The following is an 18,828-nucleotide window of genomic DNA, read 5'->3' as shown; positions in this document are numbered from 1 at the left end:
CTACCCCAGACATCGTGCAGCGGGTTCATGACGTGCTGCCGAACAGTGCTGGCCCGCTGCGGTTTTCAGACCGTAATGACGGCCGACTGTCCGACCGCTTGAAGCTGAGTCGCGTTGCGATCATCCTCGGCCTGCAGTGTGCTCACCGCCGCCTGCGAAATATCCTGAAGCGCCGGACCCTCGCCGGCAGCCTCGGCCGTCATCGTCGCAGCCTCAGCGCCCATCGTGGCCCCCAAGCCCGCCCAGGCAGCGTCGAACGGAGACCCCGGCACCGGCGTCGGCACCGCGCCCGGCGTCGGTGCGGTTCTTGCCGACGTCGCCGCGACCGTAGCGGCAGCCTCGAGCAGCGTCGGCGGCGTCACCTTAATTACCTGAGCTGGCATCAGCTCTCCCCCATCTCCTCGGCAAAGCCGATCTTCCCCTCGAAGATCATCGCCTCAAGCTGCGCAGCGGTCCGTGCTAACTCCGCCGCCATCTCCCGACTCCGACTTTCCATCTGCTGCGACAACTCGGCGCACACATCATCGAGCATCGGCCCCGCCTTCAGCGGCGGGATCACCGGCATACTCACCGCCGCCCTGCCGGTCAGCGCGGCGATATCGACCAAGGCGCTAAAAATCGGGCCTTCCATCAGCTGCCCTCCCCATGACCCAAAATCTGGCGCGTCAGATACGCGATCTCGGGATACTTAATACCCCGCCCACCCGTCTCATTATCGAGGCTCCACAGCAGCAAAATCTCGATCAACCTCGACAAATCAAAATACGCCAGGACATGCGGTGAGGCGCCATCCCGGTTGATCAATCCCGGGCGCAGGCTCGTACCCATCCCGACCGCCTCGAAATAGGCACCTTCCAGCGCGGTCCAACGCTGCTGCTTCACCGGCACACCGCTGCGCAACGTCCCCAATACCTCCCGAATCACCGGCGCCACCGCCAGATCACGCACCGCACCCGCGCGCCCCAGCGCGGCCTCGGCCGCCTCCTGCGTCATCCGCCACGCCTCGGAAGGATCAGGCAAAGGACCATCACCGAAACCCAGCAGCCGCGCATACAAAGCACGATCCACCACTTCCAACCGATGCATATGACTCTCGTCAAGCGGCATCGGTGGGTCCGTCTCCTTAATCGGGGACAGCTCCACCGGGCAATCCTCAAAGTGCGGGACACTCACGGCCCGCGCAGGCACCGACGAGCCGCCATAACTTGTCGACACCGCCAACGCCCACAACTCCACACCCGGACTGTTCCTCGTCGCGAGCTCGGCATAAGCCAGCATCGTCTCGGCCGGGTTCGCCCAGCTAAACCACCGCTCCCGAAATGCCGGACTCAAACTTGAATCCGCGAACAGCATCCGCGCCGAACGCGGCACAAACACCCCAGCCGGAATGTAGCCCGCGCCATCACTATTCACGACAACGGTCTCAACACCAGACTGCGTGCGAAACACCCCCACACACCAGTCCATAAACAAGTACTTGCTCTTCTGGGAAGCATGCAGCAACTGATAAACCAGCTGTGACGCCGACTCCAACAAAGGATCCGGCCGCGACGAGCGCACTCCCTCAGTCGCAGCCCCCGCGCTGGCTCCCACGCCGGAACCAACCACACCCGGAGGAAGCGGCGCCACCGACGCTGACCCTGACGAGCCCCCACCCGGAGACGATGGAGCCAGCGGCGCACCCGACGCGGGGCTTACCGCCGCCCCAGCCGAAGCGGCCGCCGCTGCACGAGGGACATCTGACCCGAACGGGGGCAACGGCCCGACCGGGCCCGCAGGCACACCACCGCCACCCGCCGGGGCGGGCGTAGCCACCGGTGACGACACCGCCGGCGCACCCCCAGAAGCAGCGACCGGCGCCGGCCCCGGCGAATACGCACCTGCCGGAGCCGCACTCGTCGACATCGGAGACGGCTGCGTCACCGGAGGAGCCAACGGCGCGGGACCAGCACCCAAACCCGCGCCCAACCCACGAGAGAAATCCGTCGGAGAGGCGGCCGGCGAAGCCATCCCCCCAGCTCCCGAAGACAAACCCGTAGGCGTCAAACCCTGCGGCAAACCACCACCGCCCAGACCACCCAGACCGCCCGGAGACTCCGGCAACTTAAAACCACCGCCACCAGGGATTCCGCCACCCATACCGCCGCCACTCGACGGCGACGGGAGACCGCCCCCACTGCCACCACTAAACGGCAAGGGCGGCAGGGGCATGTTGTTGTTATCCCAGCCCCCATGTTGATTACCCGGCTTGGGATTGGGAGAAGAGTCCGGAGTGCCGTTTTTCCCCGTCGGATTGTCAGCAGGGTTTATCTGTCCGCCTGGATCGCCAGGTTGTTGCCCGGGCGGGGCAGCATTGTGAGCGTTGCCTGGCTTTGGGGATGGGGAAGGCGGCGGGTTCTCTGGCGGCGGGTTTCCAAGTACTGGTCCTTTTGGCATGTTGCCTATGCCGCGTCCGCCGCCGGGGCCACTACCGGCCTCCTGCATTTCACGTAGCTTTGGATCGACGGGGTCGTCGCCGTTTCCCGGCGGGCCTCCTGCTGGCGTGGACCCTTGACCGCCGCCCGGGTTGAGCTGTGGGGCCAGTTTTTCCACGGCGGCGGTCGCTGTCGCAGACTTGGCCATCGCCTCCGCACGCGCCTTAGCGATGACCAGGCCAATCTCGGACAGCGCCATCATTCCCATGCCGAGCCGGGCTTGCTCCTCTAGGCGCGCAATCTCCTGGTGCGCCTGTAGATCGATCTGGTCGAGATCTTCGCGCAGACCGTAGCCGAGCCGCCCAACCTCCTCGGAAACCCGGGAGAACGCGAACCAACGGTCGGCATGTCCAACGTACATAGCGGCAATGCGGCCGCAGGCCTGGACAAACCCATCCGCCACATGGCCCGAAAGTTCCGTAGCAACCCGATCAGAGGCCCCACGCACTACGTCCGCTAAATCGAGATTCTTAACGCCTTCGCCATGCTGCGCCTCAGAACACGACTGGCAGCTTTGCGGGTCTGTGTGCGGCCAGGATCCGCCAAGGATCACCGCCGAGTATCGCCGGTGTGGCATACCCGCCGGCGCGCTCATCCCTACCATTTGACTCCCAGAGCCCAGCAGGTGCTCATAGGCCCGTTTTCTGCGCCTAACGCGTCGTTCCATATGGTCTGGTCATACGGCTGCCACGGACCGGCAGCAAGGTCGATTGCCAACGACTTCTCGTCGTCGACGAAGCGTTGGAGCGTCCGCTGGAAGTACGGGTCGACGTCGGGGTGACTGTCGATGATCGGCTGAATGCGCCCCACCCAATCCTTGGTATCGCTAACAAACTTCGGCACCCCTGCAGCCGACGTTGCTGAGTCTGGCGGCCCTAAACTGGTGAAAGCCTTTCCCATTCGATCGCTCTCGCCCATCAGAGGCGCGATCGCACTGCAGAGCGCCCGATTCGCGGCGGCCATGTCGACAGGAGCCGACCGTGCGGGCGGCGACGATGTTCCGGCAGCTGGCGCGGCTGACGTTGTGGGCCGTATCAGGCCGATGATGCCCACCACGAGCGCCGCGGTAGAGATCACGATTGCTGCGCCGACAGCAATGGCCAGCGTCTTGCTTCGTCGCGGAGGTAGCGGTTGCGAGTATGGCCAGTTCGCCCCTGGCGGAGTGGGTAGAGGGGCAGGAGGAGGAGCACCCGGCAGAAACGGGTCCGAGCGCGGCCCTACCTGTGTGCCGGGCCCCCCATGATGCGTCGTCGACATTAATCCAGCTTAAGGCCCGCAAGCGGGACTAGCCACGGAAAACTCATCACGAAAGGTACGCTCGCTGGTCGGCTTAATGAGTTAAGTCGCGGTCGAGACCCTTCGCGTGCCCTGGCAGCCCTCGCTTTCAACTACCACTTGACACCTAAATCCCAGCAAATGCTCAGTGGACCGCCCAGCGCCGACAGGCTGTCGTTCCAGTTTGTCTGGTCGTATGGCTGCCAGGGGCCAGCCTCAAGGTCAGCAATCAGATACCTACGGTCGTCGACGAATCGTTGAAGCGACCGTCGAAAATAGGGGTCCGCGTCCTGATGGCTATCTATCACCGGTTGGATTCGCCGTACCCAATCCCGCGTGTCGCTGATGAATGTTCGCGCACTCGTATTCCACTCGGGGGTATTCGCCGCGCCTAGCCTCGAATATGCTTGCGCCGTTCGATTGCTTTCGGACATCAGTGGTGCGATCTCTGTGCAGAGGGCTCGATCGGCCCCGCTGCTATTCGCCGGCGCAGCGTGGGGGGCTGGCGACGAAGAAGTTCCTGTGGCTGGCGGCGCTGAGGTCGTCGGCCGGGTTAGGTCGATGATGCCGACGATGAGCGCGGCAATCGCGACAACCAGCGCCACCAACGCCGTGCCGATTGCGATGGCTACTGCCTGATTTCGCCGCGGTGGCGCCGGCGGCGTTGGCCAATTCACCGTTCCAGCGTAAAGCCTGCAGGGCACCACGACTGACGCGAAATCTGGTCGATCGTTGGCGCTCGGTGTCCTCGAATCGGCTGCACCGGTCCACGCCAGCTCAGCTGGCGCTGACGGTGATTCGCTTTTGGTGGGTGAAAGATTGTGCACGACTGGCATTTCCGAGGAGCCATCGCTTTTGCTACCAGTTGACAACGACGTTCCAGCATGTAACCAACGGACCGTTGTACGCCGATAAGCTGTCATTCCAGTCAGTTTGGTCGTACGGCTGTGGCTCGCCTTCCTCAAGATCAGCGATGAGATATCTGCGGTCATCGACAAAGCGCTGCAGCGAGCGAAGTAAGTAGGGATCGACATTCGAGTGTCCATCGATGACCGGTTGAATCCTTCCCACCCAGTTTCTGGTGTCGCCCATGAACGTCGATACGCCCGCGCTATATGTTGGGCTGCCTGCCGGGCCCAAGCTTGAGTAGGCCTTTGAGATCCGATCACTCTCCGTCGTCATCGGCGCGATCGCACCACACAATGCGCGGTTCGCGGCAGCAATGTCGCTTGGGTTGGGTTGACGGGCCGGAGTGGAGACTGACGTTTCTGTGGTTGGCGAAGCTGAGGTCGTCGGCCGAGTTAGGTCGATGATGCCGACGATGAGGGCGGCAATCGCGATAACCGTGGCCACCAATGATGTCCCGATTGCGATGGCTACTGCCTTGTTTCGCTGAGGTGGTGCCGGCGGGGTTGGCCAATTCACGGTTCCAGGGTAAAGCCTCCTGGGCACCACGGCTGACGCGATATTTCCTCGATCGTTGGCGTTCGTCGTCCTCGAATCGGCTGCGCTGGTCCACGCCAGTTCGGATGTCGCTGACGGTGATTCGCTTTTGGTGGGCGAAAGATTGTGCATGGCTGGCATTTCCGGGGCGGTAGGGTTGAAGACGCCCCACCACGGTGTGGCGGAAAGAGCTCGGCGAACTCCCACTTCAAGCCGAGCCCTTTCAACTTTGTGTTGCGCGCCAACACGTCTCGCACACATAGCAGTGTGAACCGCTTATCTGTAGTTAACTAGATTACAGAGAGCTAAATATGCGTGTTTATCTGCATATTTATCGTGAAGTACATGTACTCTATGAACGTGTCTAGCAATAGAAATCTCGGCGCTACGCCGGTACGGCGTGTTGCTTGCACTCCCTGTTTTTGTGTGCGAAATTCGCCGTGCGAACCTACAAGAGCGGTTGCGCCGATCGTGCCCCGTGCCGAAGCAGGGTCGTAGAAGATCGCGGTCTTGCCGCCGGGGGAAACGAAGTCGAAAGTGCCGCCTTGGGCCACGGCATCCTCGCCAGTGGTGCAGCCGGTGACCTGTGCTGCAGCGATGGCAAGGGTTGCCATGACGGCGACAGATCGCGTGACGCTACGCATAGATCTCCTTTGGGCGGCAACGCTTTCGGCGGTGAACCGGTGCGCGAGAGGGGCTTCCTGACCCTTAGTCGGCGAGGCCGCTGACCAGGATGACGATGCCCAGGGCAATCAGGACGATCGGGAACAGGATGTGTTCCCAGCGTTCGAGGACTTCGGCGATCGGCCGGCGGGTGGCGACGAATCTGGCGGCGACGACGAGGACCGCGACGAGCGCGAGGAAGACGATGCAGTAAGCCACCACGGCTGCGGGTCCCACGCTGAGGAACACAGGAACACAAGGACGTAGACGCCGATGTTGTCCCCGCCGTTGGCGAAGGTGACTGCAGCGACGGTCCAGACGCGGACGTTCTTGCCTGCCACCTTCGCAGCATCGTCATCGCCGTCGTTGTCACGCCAGGCTTCCCATGCCTCCCACAGCCCCAGCATGAGCGGTATGAGTCCGAAGTACGGGATGACTTCTGGAGGAAGAAACGCTCCCGCACCCACCGTGACGAGCACCGCCGCGCCCAGGATGCCCGCGAATCCCAGGTACTGGCCTGCGGTGATCCGGGTCGTTGTCCCGGGTTGTCCTGCGCCGCGGGCGAAAAACAGTGAGAGCACGATGATGTCGTCGATGTTGGTGACGGTGAACAGCCCGATCGCTGGCAGCACGGACGACGCGATCGTGCACCCGTCCCGGTGTCTGCGGGGGCACTTGCCCGCCAGCTAGCCAGAGCGAGTACGGCTGCGCCTGTGACGACGAAGACGTCAGCGAGATTGAAGGTGGGAAACCAGCCCGTGTGCAGGTAGTCGGTGACCAGCCCATCAGCGGCGCGGTCGATCACATTGGCCGCAGCGCCACCCAGTAGTGCGGCCAGTGCCAGCACGAAGGGCAGCGCAGCGGTGCGAGTGAAGCGGAAGGCGAACACCGCAAGTGCGGCCACGATCACGCCGGTGACGCCGAGCAGGACCGTGGGGCAGGGTGTCGCCGAGGCTGAATGCCACACCAGGGTTGAACGTCAGCCGCAGTTCTAGCGGCCCGAGATCAGTTGTGCTGCCGTCGTTCAGCGCGCGGCCGGCCCACATCTTGACGGCCAGGTCCAGTCCCGCGACCAGGACCGCCGTGGCGGCCAGGGTGATCCGCGCCCGCATCACCGTCGGCTGCCCAGCTGAGGTGGTCGGGGCGTCACGACGTCGCGCCGACCGCCGCCGCGCGGGTCGGGCTGGCGGGCCGTTTCACCGGCGCGGCCAGCGGTTTGGTGCGCCCGGCCCGTACACCGTTGGCGATGACCACGATTTCGGCGAGTTCGTGGACCAGCACGACCGCAGCCAGTCCGAGCACCCCGAACAAGGCCAGCGGCATCAACGCGACGATCAGGCCCAGGGATAGGCCGACGTTTTGCAGCATGATCCGCCGCGCCCGGCGCGCATGCGTGAAGGCCTGCGGCAGGTGGCGTAGGTCTTCGCCCATCAACGCGACGTCGGCGGTTTCGATCGCCACGTCGGTGCCCATCGCGCCCATCGCGATACCCAGGTCGGCGGTGGCCAGGGCAGGGGCGTCGTTGACGCCGTCACCGACCATCGCCGTGGGGCGCTGGGCCCGTAGCTGTTCGATCAGTCGGGCCTTGTCCTCGGGGCGCAGCTCGGCGTGCACGGCCTCGATGCCGACCTCGTGGGCCAACGCGGCGGCGGTGGCGTGGTTGTCGCCGGTGAGCATCGCCACGTGATAGCCGTCGCGGCGCAGTTGGGTGACCACTTCGGCGGCCTCGGGGCGCAACTCGTCGCGCGCGGCGATGGCACCGATCAACTGTCCGTTGTCTTCGACGAGGACGGCGGTGGCGCCTGCCTGCTGCATGCGCGCGACGTCGCCGGCGAGTGGGCCCGGGTCGAGCCAGCCGGGGCGGCCGAGGCGGATGGTGTGCCCGTCGCGATGTCCGGTGAGCCCGGCACCGGTAACGGCCTCGACGTCGGCAGCGGGAATGACGGTGTCTACCGCGTTGAGGATCGCCGCGGCCAGCGGGTGTTCGCTGCGCGCTTCCAGGGCAGCCGCCAGATCCAGCACCTGTTCGCGGGTGGCGCCGTTGGTGGTGGCCACGTCGATGACGGTGGGCCGGTTCGCGGTGAGTGTGCCGGTCTTGTCCAGTGCAACGCCGCGGATCTTGCCCAGCGCTTCCAGTGCGGCCCCGCCCTTGACCAGTGCGCCCAGCTTGCTGGCGGCCCCGATGGCGGCCACGACGGTGACTGGCACGGAGATCGCCAGGGCGCACGGGGAGGCGGCGACCAGCACCACCAGGGCCCGTTCGATCCAGGTGGCCGGGTCACCGAGCAGACTGCCTATCGCCGCGATCAGGGTCGCGGCGATCATGACCCCGGGCACCAGCGGTTTGGCGATGCGGTCGGCCAGGCGTTGGGAGGCGCCTTTGCGGGACTGTTCGGCTTCCACGATGCGCACGATGCGGGCCAGCGAGTTGTCCTCGGCGGTGGTGGTGACCTCCACCTCGAGGACGCCGGTGCCGTTGATCGACCCGGCGAACACCTCATCGCCTGGCCCGCCTTCGACGGGAACTGACTCTCCGGTGATGGCCGAGACGTCGAGCGCGGTGCGGCCTTGCCTGATGATGCCGTCGGTAGCAACACGTTCACCCGGCTTGACCAGCATCCGGTCGCCGATCTGCAATTCTGCTGGTGCGACGACGATTTCGGCGTCGTCACGCAGCACGGTGGCCTCGTCGGGCACCAGCGACAGCAATGCACGCAGTCCGCGGCGGGTGCGGGCCAGCGAGTACTCTTCCAGTCCCTCGCTGATGGAGTACAGGAAGGCCAGCATGGCGGCCTCGCCCACCTCGCCGAGGATCACCGCGCCCACCGCGGCGATGGTCATCAGCGTGCCGACCCCGATCTTGCCGTTGGCCAGCCGCGTGAGGGTGGACGGCACGAAGGTATAGGCACCGGCCGGCAGCGCCACCGCTTGCAGCGTGAGGACGACCGGGGCGGCGGCGTCGAGGAATCCAGCGATCAGCGCTGCCAGCAGGAACACCCCCGAAATAGCGGCGAACTGCAGTTCTTTGATCTGCCAGAGCCGCTCGGGCTCATGCTCTTGCTCGTCGGCGCCGCGGGGTTCGTCGTTGCCGCAGCCGCATGCGTCGCTCATCGCCGGGCCTGCTTCGTGGTGGTCGTCGCGCCCGTGCGGGAGCGGGTTCCGTAGTTGGGGCACAGCGCCACCGCGCTGCCCGTGGCGGCCAGCAGCGTCTCCGCTGAGGCGAGCAGGTCGAGCAGTTCGGGGCGCGTCAGCGAGTAGAACACCTGTCGTCCTTCGGGGCGGCCGGTGACCAGTCCGCAGTCCCGCAGACATGCCACATGCGCCGAGACGGTGGACTGCGCCAACCCCAGCTCACCGATCAGGTCGACCACGCGGGCTTCCCCGTCGGCCAGCCGGCGCACGATCGCCAGCCGGGCGCCATCGGAGAGGCTGTGAAACAGCGCCACCGCGGCATCCAAATTGGAGGAGGTCCCTGAGGTACTGCCGACGAGGCAGGCATCCGATTTATTCATCGCCATATGGCGATGATATCCGACAAGCGGCGATGCTTCGACGTGGGGTTGGGACCCGCCGTCTGCGTCTCGTTGGCGGGCTCGGTGGGGGTGGAGCTGAGTGTGCAGCCACCGCTGCGGGTGAACGGGTAGATCATCTGGTGCAGGTAGCTGCTGGGGTAGTCGGGTTTGGCAGCCATGCCCAGTTGGGTGGAATCGAATCGGCGGGTCCGGTCGTAGGAGAAGGTGCCCATGAGGTGATCCCACGCCAGGGTGAACAGCCCGAAGTTGACGTCGCCGACGCCGGCCCATTTGAGGTGATGAAAGCGGTGCCCCTCGTTGAGGGCCAAGACGTACTTGGCGGGGCCGATGCGGTAGTCGGCGTTGGAGTGTTGCAGCAGCAACTGGATTGCCACCGCCAGCGCCAGCACCGAGGCGACGTCGACGGGGAGGCCGATCAAGATGAGGGGGGCCACGCCGACGGCCATTTCGACGGTTTGGTGCAGGGGGTGTTTCATCAGGCCGTTGAGGCCGTAGAAGCGGGTGATGCTGTGGTGCACGGCGTGGAAGCGCCACAGCACGCCGATCTTGTGGCTGGCCAGGTGTGCGACGGTGATGCCGAGGTCGGCGATCAGGATCGCGGCAAGGACCTGCAGCAGAAATGGCCAGTTGTGCGGCCACAGCTGCGGAGCGGGAACGATCGCGGCCACCAGTGGGATGGCCCCCACACTGGCCAGGATGAGGGCTTCGTTGACCGCGACGTGGAGGCGGTCGCGGGTGGTGTCGGCGCGGTCATGGTTCCAGTCGCGGTCATAGGGGATGATCCGCTCGACCAGAAACGATGTCGCGATCGCGACGCCCAAGATGGGCAGCAGCCACAGTTTCGGTGCGCCCAAGGCGGTCAGGGTGATGGCTGTGCCGTTGAGGCCGATCAGCATGAACGGCACGTAGCCGTAGCGGGCCACCCTGTGGACCGGGATGCTGGCCACGGCTGAAGAAGTAATCGTGCTCATGGCTTGATGGTCGGCGCCCTACCCGAGGCGAGCTTGAATGATTCGGCTAACCGCTGGTGGGAAGGTCCCAGGACACGTGCCGGCTCAGCACCGAAGGCGCCAGGCCGAACATGTCGCGGGTGGTGCGGGTGAGATGCGCGCTGTCGGCGAACCCCGCACCGTGCGCAGCACCGGTCAGGTCGTCACCGGCCTGCACCCGGGTGATCGCGATCTGCAAACGCGACCACAACACGTACCGGCGCAGCGGGATGCCCACCTGTTCGGTGAACAGATGCGTCAGCCGACTCGCCGAGATACCCACCTGCGCAGCGAGTTCCGTACCGCTGACCGGGCCTGCCGCCACAAGGTCGGGCAGCAACTCCAACGCGTCATCGACCGCCCGGTGGCGCGGCGCGACCTCGCCTGCCCCGGCGGACGCCAGGTGCGCGACCACATTGTCAACCACGACAGCAAGCGGTCGTCGCTGGGCGTGGGTGAGGGCGGTGGTGACGGCCCATCCGGAGCGGACCGCACGCAGATGCGCGGATCGGCCCGGCGCGGATTCCGGCTCCAGGAACACCACCGTGCCTTCCTCGGCGCCGACCTCGATCCGGTGCGGTGCATCGGCGGGCACGACCACGCTCGTCCCGCAGTGTCGAGCGCCGTGCTCGTCGAGCACCGCGAAAGCCGTTGTGGCGGTCATGACCTGTACCGCGTGATGGACATGGGTATCGGTGGTGCCGATCGACCCGGTGAAGGCCAGCACCCCCGGACGCAGCAGCGCCGCCCCGCCCCAGCGCGGGTCAACGGTGAGATCACCGCCAGACCTATTAATCGTCATACGACGATGATAGCGTCAAGCATAGATCGCTAACAGGCGATGCCACCGATGTCGTCCGTTGGTGTTGATACCCGTGGCGATTGCCGACTGGGTGGGAAGGGGTTTGCGGTGTTGATGAATCGGACGGAGACGGCCCTGATCAACTCGCCGCCGCGGCGGTGGTTGCAACGCCACACGAGGTGCCGGTACTGCTGCGGTTCGGCGGCCGGCTGCCCCCGGACAGCAGAGCCCTCGAAATCGGGTGCGGATCTGGATACGGATCGCAGCTGATACTGGAGCGATTCGGCGCTGCCACCGTGGAGGCCGTGGACCTCGACCCGGCGATGATCCGACGGGCCGGTCGGCGTCTGACCGCCTACGGCGACCGGGTTCGGTTGGTCCAGGGCAGCGCGACCGACCTGTCCACAGCACTCAATGCCGGCGGCGGCAGTTATGGGGCGGTGTTCGACTTCGGAATCGTCCACCACATTCCCGACTGGCGGAAGGCAGTCGCCGAAGTCGCGCGAGTACTTGCGCCGGGACGGCGGTTCTACTTCGACGAAGTCACCGCCCACGCCCTCGCCCGGCCCACCTACAAGCGGCTGTTCGACCACCCGACCGTAGACCGGTTCAGCGCCGAGCAATTCCTCGATGAACTCGCCCACCACGGGCTCGTCGTCCTGGGTTCACTGACCCGCATCCAGGGCGACTACCTACTCGGCGTGGCCGCCAAGCCGCTACCCACCGGCGGTGAGCAATGATGGCCGTCGCGGTCCTGGTCCTGTTTGCTTCGATGATGGTGGTGATCGGCGCGGGTCGCCGGCGCATCCAACTGCACCAAACCGGCGACAGTGGCAACCGACGCACCTGGCGTCCCGACGGAACTCTGGAGTGGTGGGCTCTGGTCCTCGCCGACGTGGGGTATCTGCTGGTCGGGATCGCCGCCCCGGCGGCGGCCCTGGCCGGTCTGCCGGCACTGGATATCGTCGACCGGCCGTGGGTGCAGGTGGTCGGGATGGTAGTGGCGGTCGCCGGGATCACCCTGACTCTGTTCGCGCAACTCGGGTTGGGGGCGTCGTGGCGGATCGGGGTCGACGAGACCGAGACCACCGCCCTGGTCACCGGTGGCCCGTTCGCGATAGTGCGTAACCCGATCTTTACCGCGCTGCTGCTCACCTTGACCGGGCTGGCCCTGATGGTCCCCAACCCCGTTGCGGTCGTCGGCCTCCTGGTCGCGGTGGCGGGGATCGAGCTGCAGGTGCGCCGGGCCGAGGAGCCTTACCTGCGCCGCGTCCACGGCCGCGCCTACACCGATTACACCGCCACGGTGGGCCGCTTCCTGCCGCATCTGGGCCGCACCCGCTCCAACTCACGACGTGAGGCCAATGATGCTGCCCGACACGACAACTGACTTCGACACCGTGGAGGTGACGGTGGCGTTCGTCGACCTGGCCGGCTAGAGCGTGCTCACCGAGGCCTGCGGGGACCGCGAGGCCGCCCAGTTGGCCGCGCGACTGGCCGAACTCGCCCACAGCGCCCTACAACCGGGCACCAGGCTGGTGAAGACGATCGGGGACGCGGCCATGCTGGCCGCCGACACTCCCACCCAGATGATGGCCACGATCACCGAGCTGGCCGACCGGGTGGCTAGTGAAGACGGATTTCTGCCGATACGGGCCGGCATCCATCACGGCCCCGCGATTGCCCGCGACGGGGATTTATTCGGGCATGCGGTCAACATCGCCGCCCGGATCACCGCCCTGGCCGGCGCCGGGCAGGCGGTACTGACCGACCAGATCATCGACGCCGCCGGCGAGTTCGGGCTACCCACCACTGCCATGGGCGCACCGCGGTTGCGCAATATCACCACCCCGATCCCACTGCACACGATCGCACTGGCCGCCGCACACTATCCGCGCGACCCGGTCTGCGGCATGCGCATCGACCCGGCCACCGCCGCGGCCCACCACCACCGCAATGGCCGGGATTGGTGGTTCTGCTCGACCGACTGCGCCCACCGATTCACCACCACCCCAAGCATTTCCACACTGCAGCAACCCCCGATCGCCGCCAGCGAAAGGCACCACCGATGAGCCGTCACTGGAGCCGCAACCGGCTCAAATTCGCTCTCGCCGGGCCTGTGTTCGAAGCCGGCAACCGGTTCATCCCCGGCCGGCCGCATGACCGGCTGGCCCGCCTGGTCGCCGACCAACATCCCCAGCGGGTGCTCGAACTGTGCGGCGGCACCGGCTATGCCGCCCGCCTGCTAGCCAAACGCCTGCCCACTGCCACCATCGATTCTCTCGACCTCTCCCCGGAAATGCTGGCCGTCGGCCGGTCCCGACTGCACCGCGCCGGGATCACCAATGTGGCGCTGCGTGAAGGTGATGCTGCGGCCCTGCCGTTCCAGGACGGTACGTTCGACGTGGCGATGAGCGTGTTCGGCTGGCACGAACTCCCCACCGATACCCGCCACCGGGCGGTCGAGGAAACCCTGCGCGTGCTGCGCGCTGGTGGGCAGGTCATCGCCATCGACCTCGATCCACCACCGGCCGCGCGGTGGGTCTACGGCATCTACCTGCGGCTGGCTGAACGGCCCTATGCCCGCGACGTCGTGGGCAGCGGGCTCGCCGACACCTTCACCGCGCACGGCCTGACCATCACCGCCCACCAGCCCGCGCGCAGCTGGGCCGCGCCGTTCCAGATCATCCACGCCCAGAAAAGAGGTGCCTAAGCTCACCGCGGTTGTCATTGCCGCGTTGGCGATCGGTGTGCTGGTCTACCTGTCGGTGCGCGATCGCGGGGCTACCACCCAAGCGCGGCCGGAAGGCAGCGAGGTGGGCCGGGTGGTGCGCGAGAACAGTCACCGGCTGAATTCGGCACCCGGCAGTGACGTGACCTTCGTGGAGTTTCTCGACTTCGAATGCGAAGGCTGCGGTGCCCTGTATCCCGTGATCGAACAGCTGAGGGCCGAATACGGGGACCGGGTGATTTCGTCATCCGCTACTTCCAGCTGCAAGCGCACTACAACTCTGAGCGGGCCGCACGTGCCGTGGAAGCGGCCGCCCAGCAGGGGCAATTGGAGGCGATGTACCGCAAGGGTACCCCGACCTTTTTCCTCAACGGCACCCGGTTCCAGCCCAGAAGCTACGAGGACGTGACCACAGCGCTCGACAAGGCACTCAGAGATTAGGCAGCCAGCTGCCGGGCCTTCCTCGTCGGCAACGTGCAACACCCGATAGTCAGCCACATCTGCACTCCGACAGTAGGATTCACCCCGATGCCCAGTGCCGCGCCACCGGCATCACCGCGATGACCCAACCCGCTCGCCATGGCCGCATAGACGGTGGTGCTGGCCGCGATCGAAGCCGAGGTCCGCGTGGTCGAGGAGCCCGACCTGAACGACACCCACGGCCAGGCCTGCGCGACTACTGTGAGACTGTCGGCCGGTTGGTTGCCCACATCGGACGCACCGCAACGTCTGACCGGCGACGCGAGGTGAACTCATGGCCACATCAAATGACCGCAGCGCCCGCTGGAACCGGTATTGGGACAAAAAATCCCGCAACTATGACCGTGAGATCGGGTTCTTCGACCGCCACCTGTTCGGCGATTCCCGCCAGTGGGTCTGCAGCCAAGCCACCGGCGAAGTCCTAGAGGTCGCCATCGGGACCGGCCTCAACCTGCCCTTCTACCCAGAGACTGTCAGGCTGACCGGCATCGACTGGAGCGAACAGATGCTTGAACTCGCCCGCGGCCGCGCCGCCGACCTCGGCCATACCGCCATCCTGCAACGGGCCGACGCCCACCGATTGCCGTTCGACGACGCCAGCTTCGACACCGTCGTGTGCACGTTCGGGCTGTGCGCCATTCCCGACCACACCCGGGCGCTCACCGAGATGGCCCGGGTGCTGCGCCCCGGCGGACGGCTCATCCTGGTCGATCACGTCCGCAGCACCGCTGCCGCGGTGCGGGCGGTACAGCGGTTGCTAGAACTGTTCACCGTGCCGCTGGGCGGCGAACACTTCCTGCGCCGACCCCTCAATCATCTGCGCGCCGCCGACAACCTCGATATCGACCGCGTCGAGCGGTTCGCCCTCGGGCTCGTCGAACGCGTCGTCGCCCGCAAAACCGCCACGACCTGACCTGCCCGGCGGCGGTGATTCCGAGCAGGACACCATCATGAAAGAAGCCGCACATGACCGAAATACCCAGACGCACCGCACTCGCCGTCCTCAGTGCGGCCGGCGCCGTGGCCGCACTGGCATACCTTCTGCGCACCACCACTATTCGGATGCCCGCCGGCCGAGCCGACGGTCCCGGGATGATGGGTGGTATCTCGGGCACCGATATGAGCCGCTATATGACCATGTTCGCCCGCCACACCGAACTGCGTCGTACCGTCGAGAACATTCCCGGCGGGATCCGCACCACCACCGAATCCGACGCGCCCGATCTCGTCGCGCAACTGCATGCCCACGTGTCCTCGATGTATGACCACCTCAACCAGGGCGCAGAAGTGACCTGCATGAGCGACAGCCTGCCCACCCTATTCCGCCGAGCATCCGACTACCAACGCCGAATCACCCTGACCCCCAACGGTGTTGCCGTAACCGAAACCGCCACTGATCCCGCCCTCACCGACGCCATCCGCGCCCACGCACAAGAAGTCACCGGCTTTGTCACCGACGGCATGCCCGCCATGATGGGCCCCATGATGGGCGGCGGAATGATGGGCGGCGGAATGATGCGTCCCTAACACCCGACCGACTGAGCAACATTGCCTACGGCGATCCGCGCAAACTCCACACCACGAACTAACGTCAGCCAGCACCGTGAAACTCTCAAATGCACGCGGATCGGGCAGCGGGCGCGGTGCACCCGAATATCGTCAAGTACAGCTCTACAGATAGACTGGTCCCTCACGGTGTGCACCGCACCAATACCCACCGTCAGCGACAGTCAAGTACACCCCTAATCGATCTACAGATAAACAGGTTGCGGACGGTTGATAGCCGCGGCTAGAGATGCAGGCAGTCAGGTGCTCTGCGGTTAGAGGATTTCGCCGCGCATCTCGTCGACACCCTTGTTTCCCGCAGCGAAAAGGCCGTTGAGTTTCTTCTCCAGCTGCAGATTCGTCATCACGTTGCCGATCGCGTCAGCGATCCGCACCTCGAGCAGGCGCCCATCGAAACCCAGAGTGAGCGACACCAGGCCCTCGGGGTCATCGATGCCGGCGCGTAAGCCGTCGAGCTCGTTAAGTAGCTTATCGAGCCGTGACAGCGTTGCGGCGGTTTCGTTTTGGCTGAATTTAACTTTCTCGGCATCACCGAGGTTGTTGAACTCGTCGTCGGCGCTGATCGTCACGACGGCTCCTTGGGCGGGCGGGTCACCAGGCGGCGCACGACCGGGGTCCCCGCATCGGGCGGGTCATCATCGTCGGGCGGCTCAGGGTTACGGTCGCGCTGAGTAGCCGCCGCGGCCACCGATAAACGGTTCGTATCGACTCGCCCCGTGACGTCCTCGGTGTGCGGGATATCGCGCACAGTCACTTTACGTTCCCGGTCGCGCTCGCCCTTACCGGCGCCGGCCCCGCCCGGCGCCCCGCCCAATCCCCCTATGCCGCCCATCGGCATGCCCATCGGCCCGCCACCCCCCGAACCTGCGCCGCCAGGCGACGATCCTTCTGCGGCTCCTACCGGCGTAACCGCCGGGGTGGGCGGGGCACCGGTTGACGGGGCAACGCTGAGCTCCCCCGCACCGCTGGCAGGCGTGGTCGGTGCAGGATCGCCACCCCCGCCGGCCGGATCCCCACCCCCGGGCATCGACGGCTCATTACCCATCTCCGGGGGATCCATTTTCGATTGCCCCAGACCCGACAAGCCCTGAGTCGCCGCCTGGATCGCCTGCTGGCCTGCTTGCAGCGCGGCCTCAGGCCCCTTCGTCACCGCGCCCAGCGCGCCGCCGATCATCCCGCCAGCGGCCCCGAGCAGTGTGGGCAGCAGTTGCGGTATCAAGCCCGCCGCGCCGCCGCTCTGCTCCGGTGCGAGATCTGAGGCCGGATCCGTGCCGCCGAGGCCTTCCCCATCGTCGGTGCCGCTGGTCGTCGGATCGCCCGGAGTCTTTGGAGTCGTAGGATCTTGGCCCGTGGGATCGGCGGTGTGCTGCTCGGTCGGCGGGGTGCCGGGATCTTCACCATCGGTGCTGGCCACCGTGCGCACGTGATAGGGCGGGTAATGGGTCACCGCTTGGTCGTCGAGCTGGTTTTTGACCGCGACCGCTTGCGCCAGCTGCGCCGCGTGTTTACCCCCTGAGGCCGCATTCGCGAAAGCGATAGTCTGCACCCGGTTTTCAGCGCTCGTGAATTGCTGCGGTGTCGGGACAGCCTGGCGGACTTCAAATTGGTTGTCCGCGTGGTGATTTGCCTGCCTGACCAAAGTCTGAGCACGCTGACCGTAGGTCTCAAGACCCGTCGCGAACGACATCAGGTGCTGGCTCACCGCCGGGGTGGACACCGGCCCATCCAAGACGTCGGGGAGCTGCTGGACCGCGGACCGGATCATTTGGGAGGCATCGTGTGTCGCGCGGGCGACCTGCGACCACGCGTTGATAAACGGTTCCCCGCCGCTGGGAGACCCAGAGTGCACGGCCACCGAAATGGCCTCGGGCGGCATCGGTGGCGGTGGCCCGATCGGTACTCGCACATCGGGGGGCACGGGCGGAGCAGGCGGGGCCGAACCCGCAACCCCCGCCGCGGCGGCCCCACCCGTGTTCAAGGCGGCGATGGCCGCCGCATTGTTGGCGTCGGTCTCGACGAACGTGATCGCCGTGCCCGTCAGATGCTCGATAGATGCGACCAGGGCTGTGATGTGGGCGGTCAGCGCCGCCGTGAGCTCCGCACCGGCGGTGGTCAACCGGGTTGCCGCGCCAATCGACGCGGGGTCCGCGGCCAGCGGCGCGTGCGGCACACCGCTACCGCCAAGGGCTTCGACCGCGGCGAGCAGCCGCTGCGCGGCGGCGACCAGCCCGGGTGCGTCGACCTTCATCCCAAATGTCCCTACAGATTTCTGAGCCGGGTGTGGGCCTGGTCGAGGTCTTCGTGCGTAGCCATCCAGGCGATTGCGTCGGCGGGGGTGCCGCGTTGTTCGAAGTCGGCGCGCAGCGCCACTTGCCCCTTCAGGTAGGCGACGTCGGCGCAGGCCTGGATGCGCTCGGCGATCTCGTGGCCGCGCAGATCCATCACGGGCGGCTCCAGTTGGACGCCCAGCACCTGACCCGACCCGGCCACCCGCACCCACACGGTTTCATCGGGGGTGTTGGCGGTGTATTCCCGGTCGGCGGCGTCGGTTGTCATGGGTCTGTTATAGCTGGCGGAGGTGCTGGGAGTTCTGGTCGTCGACGTCAGTGTAAATGTGGGCCCCTCGCTGCAGGTCCTCGCTGGCGCTGCGGTGCCGGCTGGCGTGCTCGGCCAGCGCGTTGTCGCGGTCGATCAACACATCGCTGACTGCGGCTTTGACCTCGTGCATGATCGGGCCGAGGGTTTCCACGGCGGCTTGGATGTCGCCGCCGCGCTCTCGTGCGGCTTCGACGACGCGCACGACCTCGTCATGGTTGCCGGCCACCTCGCGGAGCACCTCGGGATCAATACGGATCGGCTCGGACATGGCTGA

At 66.0% G+C, this 18,828-nt stretch carries 19 protein-coding genes and 4 pseudogenes; 7 read left to right on the top strand and 16 right to left on the bottom strand.

Annotated elements, in window-relative coordinates:
• Positions 1-65 precede the first annotated feature (65 nt).
• The 12 genes and pseudogenes from SKC41_RS29160 to SKC41_RS29105 all read right to left on the bottom strand — a co-directional run bounded on the left by SKC41_RS29160 (position 66) and on the right by SKC41_RS29105 (position 11,179).
• On the bottom strand, positions 66-383 hold the full coding sequence (locus SKC41_RS29160) for a hypothetical protein (protein WP_330981172.1): 318 nt from the start codon (positions 381-383) through the stop codon (positions 66-68).
• Positions 383-631, bottom strand: a complete 249-nt coding sequence (locus SKC41_RS29155; protein ID WP_330981171.1) for a hypothetical protein — start codon at positions 629-631, stop codon at positions 383-385. Before SKC41_RS29155 ends, SKC41_RS29160 begins: the two co-directional genes overlap by 1 nt.
• Positions 631-1,533 (bottom strand): hypothetical protein, encoded by a 903-nt coding sequence (locus tag SKC41_RS29150; RefSeq protein WP_330981170.1) that lies wholly within the window; start codon positions 1,531-1,533, stop codon positions 631-633. Before SKC41_RS29150 ends, SKC41_RS29155 begins: the two co-directional genes overlap by 1 nt.
• A 1,538-nt stretch (positions 1,534-3,071) precedes the next feature.
• Entirely contained in the window at positions 3,072-3,317 is a 246-nt protein-coding gene (locus tag SKC41_RS29145; RefSeq protein WP_330981169.1) for a hypothetical protein, read from the bottom strand.
• 1,290 nt (positions 3,318-4,607) lie between these two features.
• A complete protein-coding gene (locus SKC41_RS29140; protein WP_330981168.1) occupies positions 4,608-5,174 on the bottom strand; it encodes a hypothetical protein in 567 nt (188 codons plus the stop codon).
• Between the two features lie 482 nt (positions 5,175-5,656).
• Positions 5,657-5,836 (bottom strand): annotated as a pseudogene (locus tag SKC41_RS29135) (TlpA family protein disulfide reductase); the annotation flags it as partial.
• Positions 5,837-5,900: 64 nt separating this feature from the next.
• Positions 5,901-6,499 (bottom strand): annotated as a pseudogene (locus tag SKC41_RS29130) (cadmium resistance transporter).
• Between the two features lie 14 nt (positions 6,500-6,513).
• Positions 6,514-6,967 (bottom strand): annotated as a pseudogene (gene lspA / locus SKC41_RS29125) (signal peptidase II); the annotation flags it as partial.
• Between the two features lie 34 nt (positions 6,968-7,001).
• Complete coding sequence (locus tag SKC41_RS29120; protein WP_330981167.1) at positions 7,002-8,966, bottom strand: heavy metal translocating P-type ATPase; 1,965 nt, start codon at positions 8,964-8,966, stop codon at positions 7,002-7,004.
• Entirely contained in the window at positions 8,963-9,373 is a 411-nt protein-coding gene (locus SKC41_RS29115; RefSeq protein WP_330981166.1) for an ArsR/SmtB family transcription factor, read from the bottom strand. The genes SKC41_RS29120 and SKC41_RS29115 overlap by 4 nt, the downstream gene beginning before the upstream one ends.
• Positions 9,364-10,359, bottom strand: a complete 996-nt coding sequence (locus tag SKC41_RS29110; protein WP_330981165.1) for a sterol desaturase family protein — start codon at positions 10,357-10,359, stop codon at positions 9,364-9,366. Before SKC41_RS29110 ends, SKC41_RS29115 begins: the two co-directional genes overlap by 10 nt.
• A 46-nt stretch (positions 10,360-10,405) precedes the next feature.
• Positions 10,406-11,179: a helix-turn-helix domain-containing protein gene (locus SKC41_RS29105; RefSeq protein WP_330981164.1), complete on the bottom strand. Its 774-nt coding sequence runs from the start codon at positions 11,177-11,179 to the stop codon at positions 10,406-10,408.
• 158 nt (positions 11,180-11,337) lie between these two features.
• Here SKC41_RS29105 and SKC41_RS29100 point away from each other — a divergent pair, with 158 nt between their 5' ends.
• The 7 genes and pseudogenes from SKC41_RS29100 (at position 11,338) to SKC41_RS29070 (ending at position 15,917) form a co-directional block, all read left to right on the top strand.
• A complete protein-coding gene (locus SKC41_RS29100; RefSeq protein WP_330981163.1) occupies positions 11,338-11,919 on the top strand; it encodes a class I SAM-dependent methyltransferase in 582 nt (193 codons plus the stop codon).
• On the top strand, positions 11,919-12,569 hold the full coding sequence (locus SKC41_RS29095) for a methyltransferase family protein (RefSeq protein WP_330981162.1): 651 nt from the start codon (positions 11,919-11,921) through the stop codon (positions 12,567-12,569). The genes SKC41_RS29100 and SKC41_RS29095 overlap by 1 nt, the downstream gene beginning before the upstream one ends.
• Positions 12,570-12,621: 52 nt before the next feature.
• Entirely contained in the window at positions 12,622-13,251 is a 630-nt protein-coding gene (locus SKC41_RS29090; RefSeq protein ID WP_330981161.1) for a YHS domain-containing protein, read from the top strand.
• A complete protein-coding gene (locus tag SKC41_RS29085) occupies positions 13,248-13,892 on the top strand; it encodes a class I SAM-dependent methyltransferase (protein WP_330981160.1) in 645 nt (214 codons plus the stop codon). The genes SKC41_RS29090 and SKC41_RS29085 overlap by 4 nt, the downstream gene beginning before the upstream one ends.
• Positions 13,885-14,351: pseudogene (locus tag SKC41_RS29080) on the top strand (DsbA family protein). The gene SKC41_RS29085 and the pseudogene SKC41_RS29080 overlap by 8 nt, the downstream one beginning before the upstream one ends.
• A 313-nt stretch (positions 14,352-14,664) precedes the next feature.
• Entirely contained in the window at positions 14,665-15,303 is a 639-nt protein-coding gene (locus tag SKC41_RS29075) for a class I SAM-dependent methyltransferase (RefSeq protein WP_330981159.1), read from the top strand.
• A 53-nt stretch (positions 15,304-15,356) separates the two neighbouring features.
• The gene (locus SKC41_RS29070) at positions 15,357-15,917 is read left to right on the top strand and encodes a hypothetical protein (protein WP_330981158.1); all 561 of its coding nucleotides are present in this window, start codon (positions 15,357-15,359) and stop codon (positions 15,915-15,917) included.
• Positions 15,918-16,210: 293 nt separating this feature from the next.
• Here SKC41_RS29070 and SKC41_RS29065 read toward each other — a convergent pair whose 3' ends face one another.
• The 4 genes from SKC41_RS29065 to SKC41_RS29050 are packed head-to-tail and all read right to left on the bottom strand — an operon-like array spanning position 16,211 to position 18,822.
• Positions 16,211-16,525 carry a hypothetical protein gene (locus tag SKC41_RS29065; protein ID WP_330981157.1) on the bottom strand — a complete coding sequence of 105 codons (315 nt, stop codon included), beginning with the start codon at positions 16,523-16,525 and terminating at the stop codon, positions 16,211-16,213.
• Positions 16,522-18,204, bottom strand: a complete 1,683-nt coding sequence (locus SKC41_RS29060) for a PPE domain-containing protein (RefSeq protein ID WP_330981156.1) — start codon at positions 18,202-18,204, stop codon at positions 16,522-16,524. Before SKC41_RS29060 ends, SKC41_RS29065 begins: the two co-directional genes overlap by 4 nt.
• Before the next feature lie 11 nt (positions 18,205-18,215).
• Positions 18,216-18,512, bottom strand: a complete 297-nt coding sequence (locus SKC41_RS29055; protein ID WP_330981155.1) for a DUF2694 family protein — start codon at positions 18,510-18,512, stop codon at positions 18,216-18,218.
• A gap of 7 nt (positions 18,513-18,519) precedes the next feature.
• Positions 18,520-18,822, bottom strand: a complete 303-nt coding sequence (locus SKC41_RS29050; RefSeq protein WP_330981154.1) for a type VII secretion target — start codon at positions 18,820-18,822, stop codon at positions 18,520-18,522.
• Positions 18,823-18,828: the final 6 nt, after the last annotated feature.

Origin of the sequence: Mycobacterium sp. 050128, assembly GCF_036409155.1 — a bacterium.
Classification (GTDB): Bacteria; Actinomycetota; Actinomycetes; order Mycobacteriales; family Mycobacteriaceae; genus Mycobacterium.
This window is presented reverse-complemented; position numbering and strand designations above follow the sequence as displayed.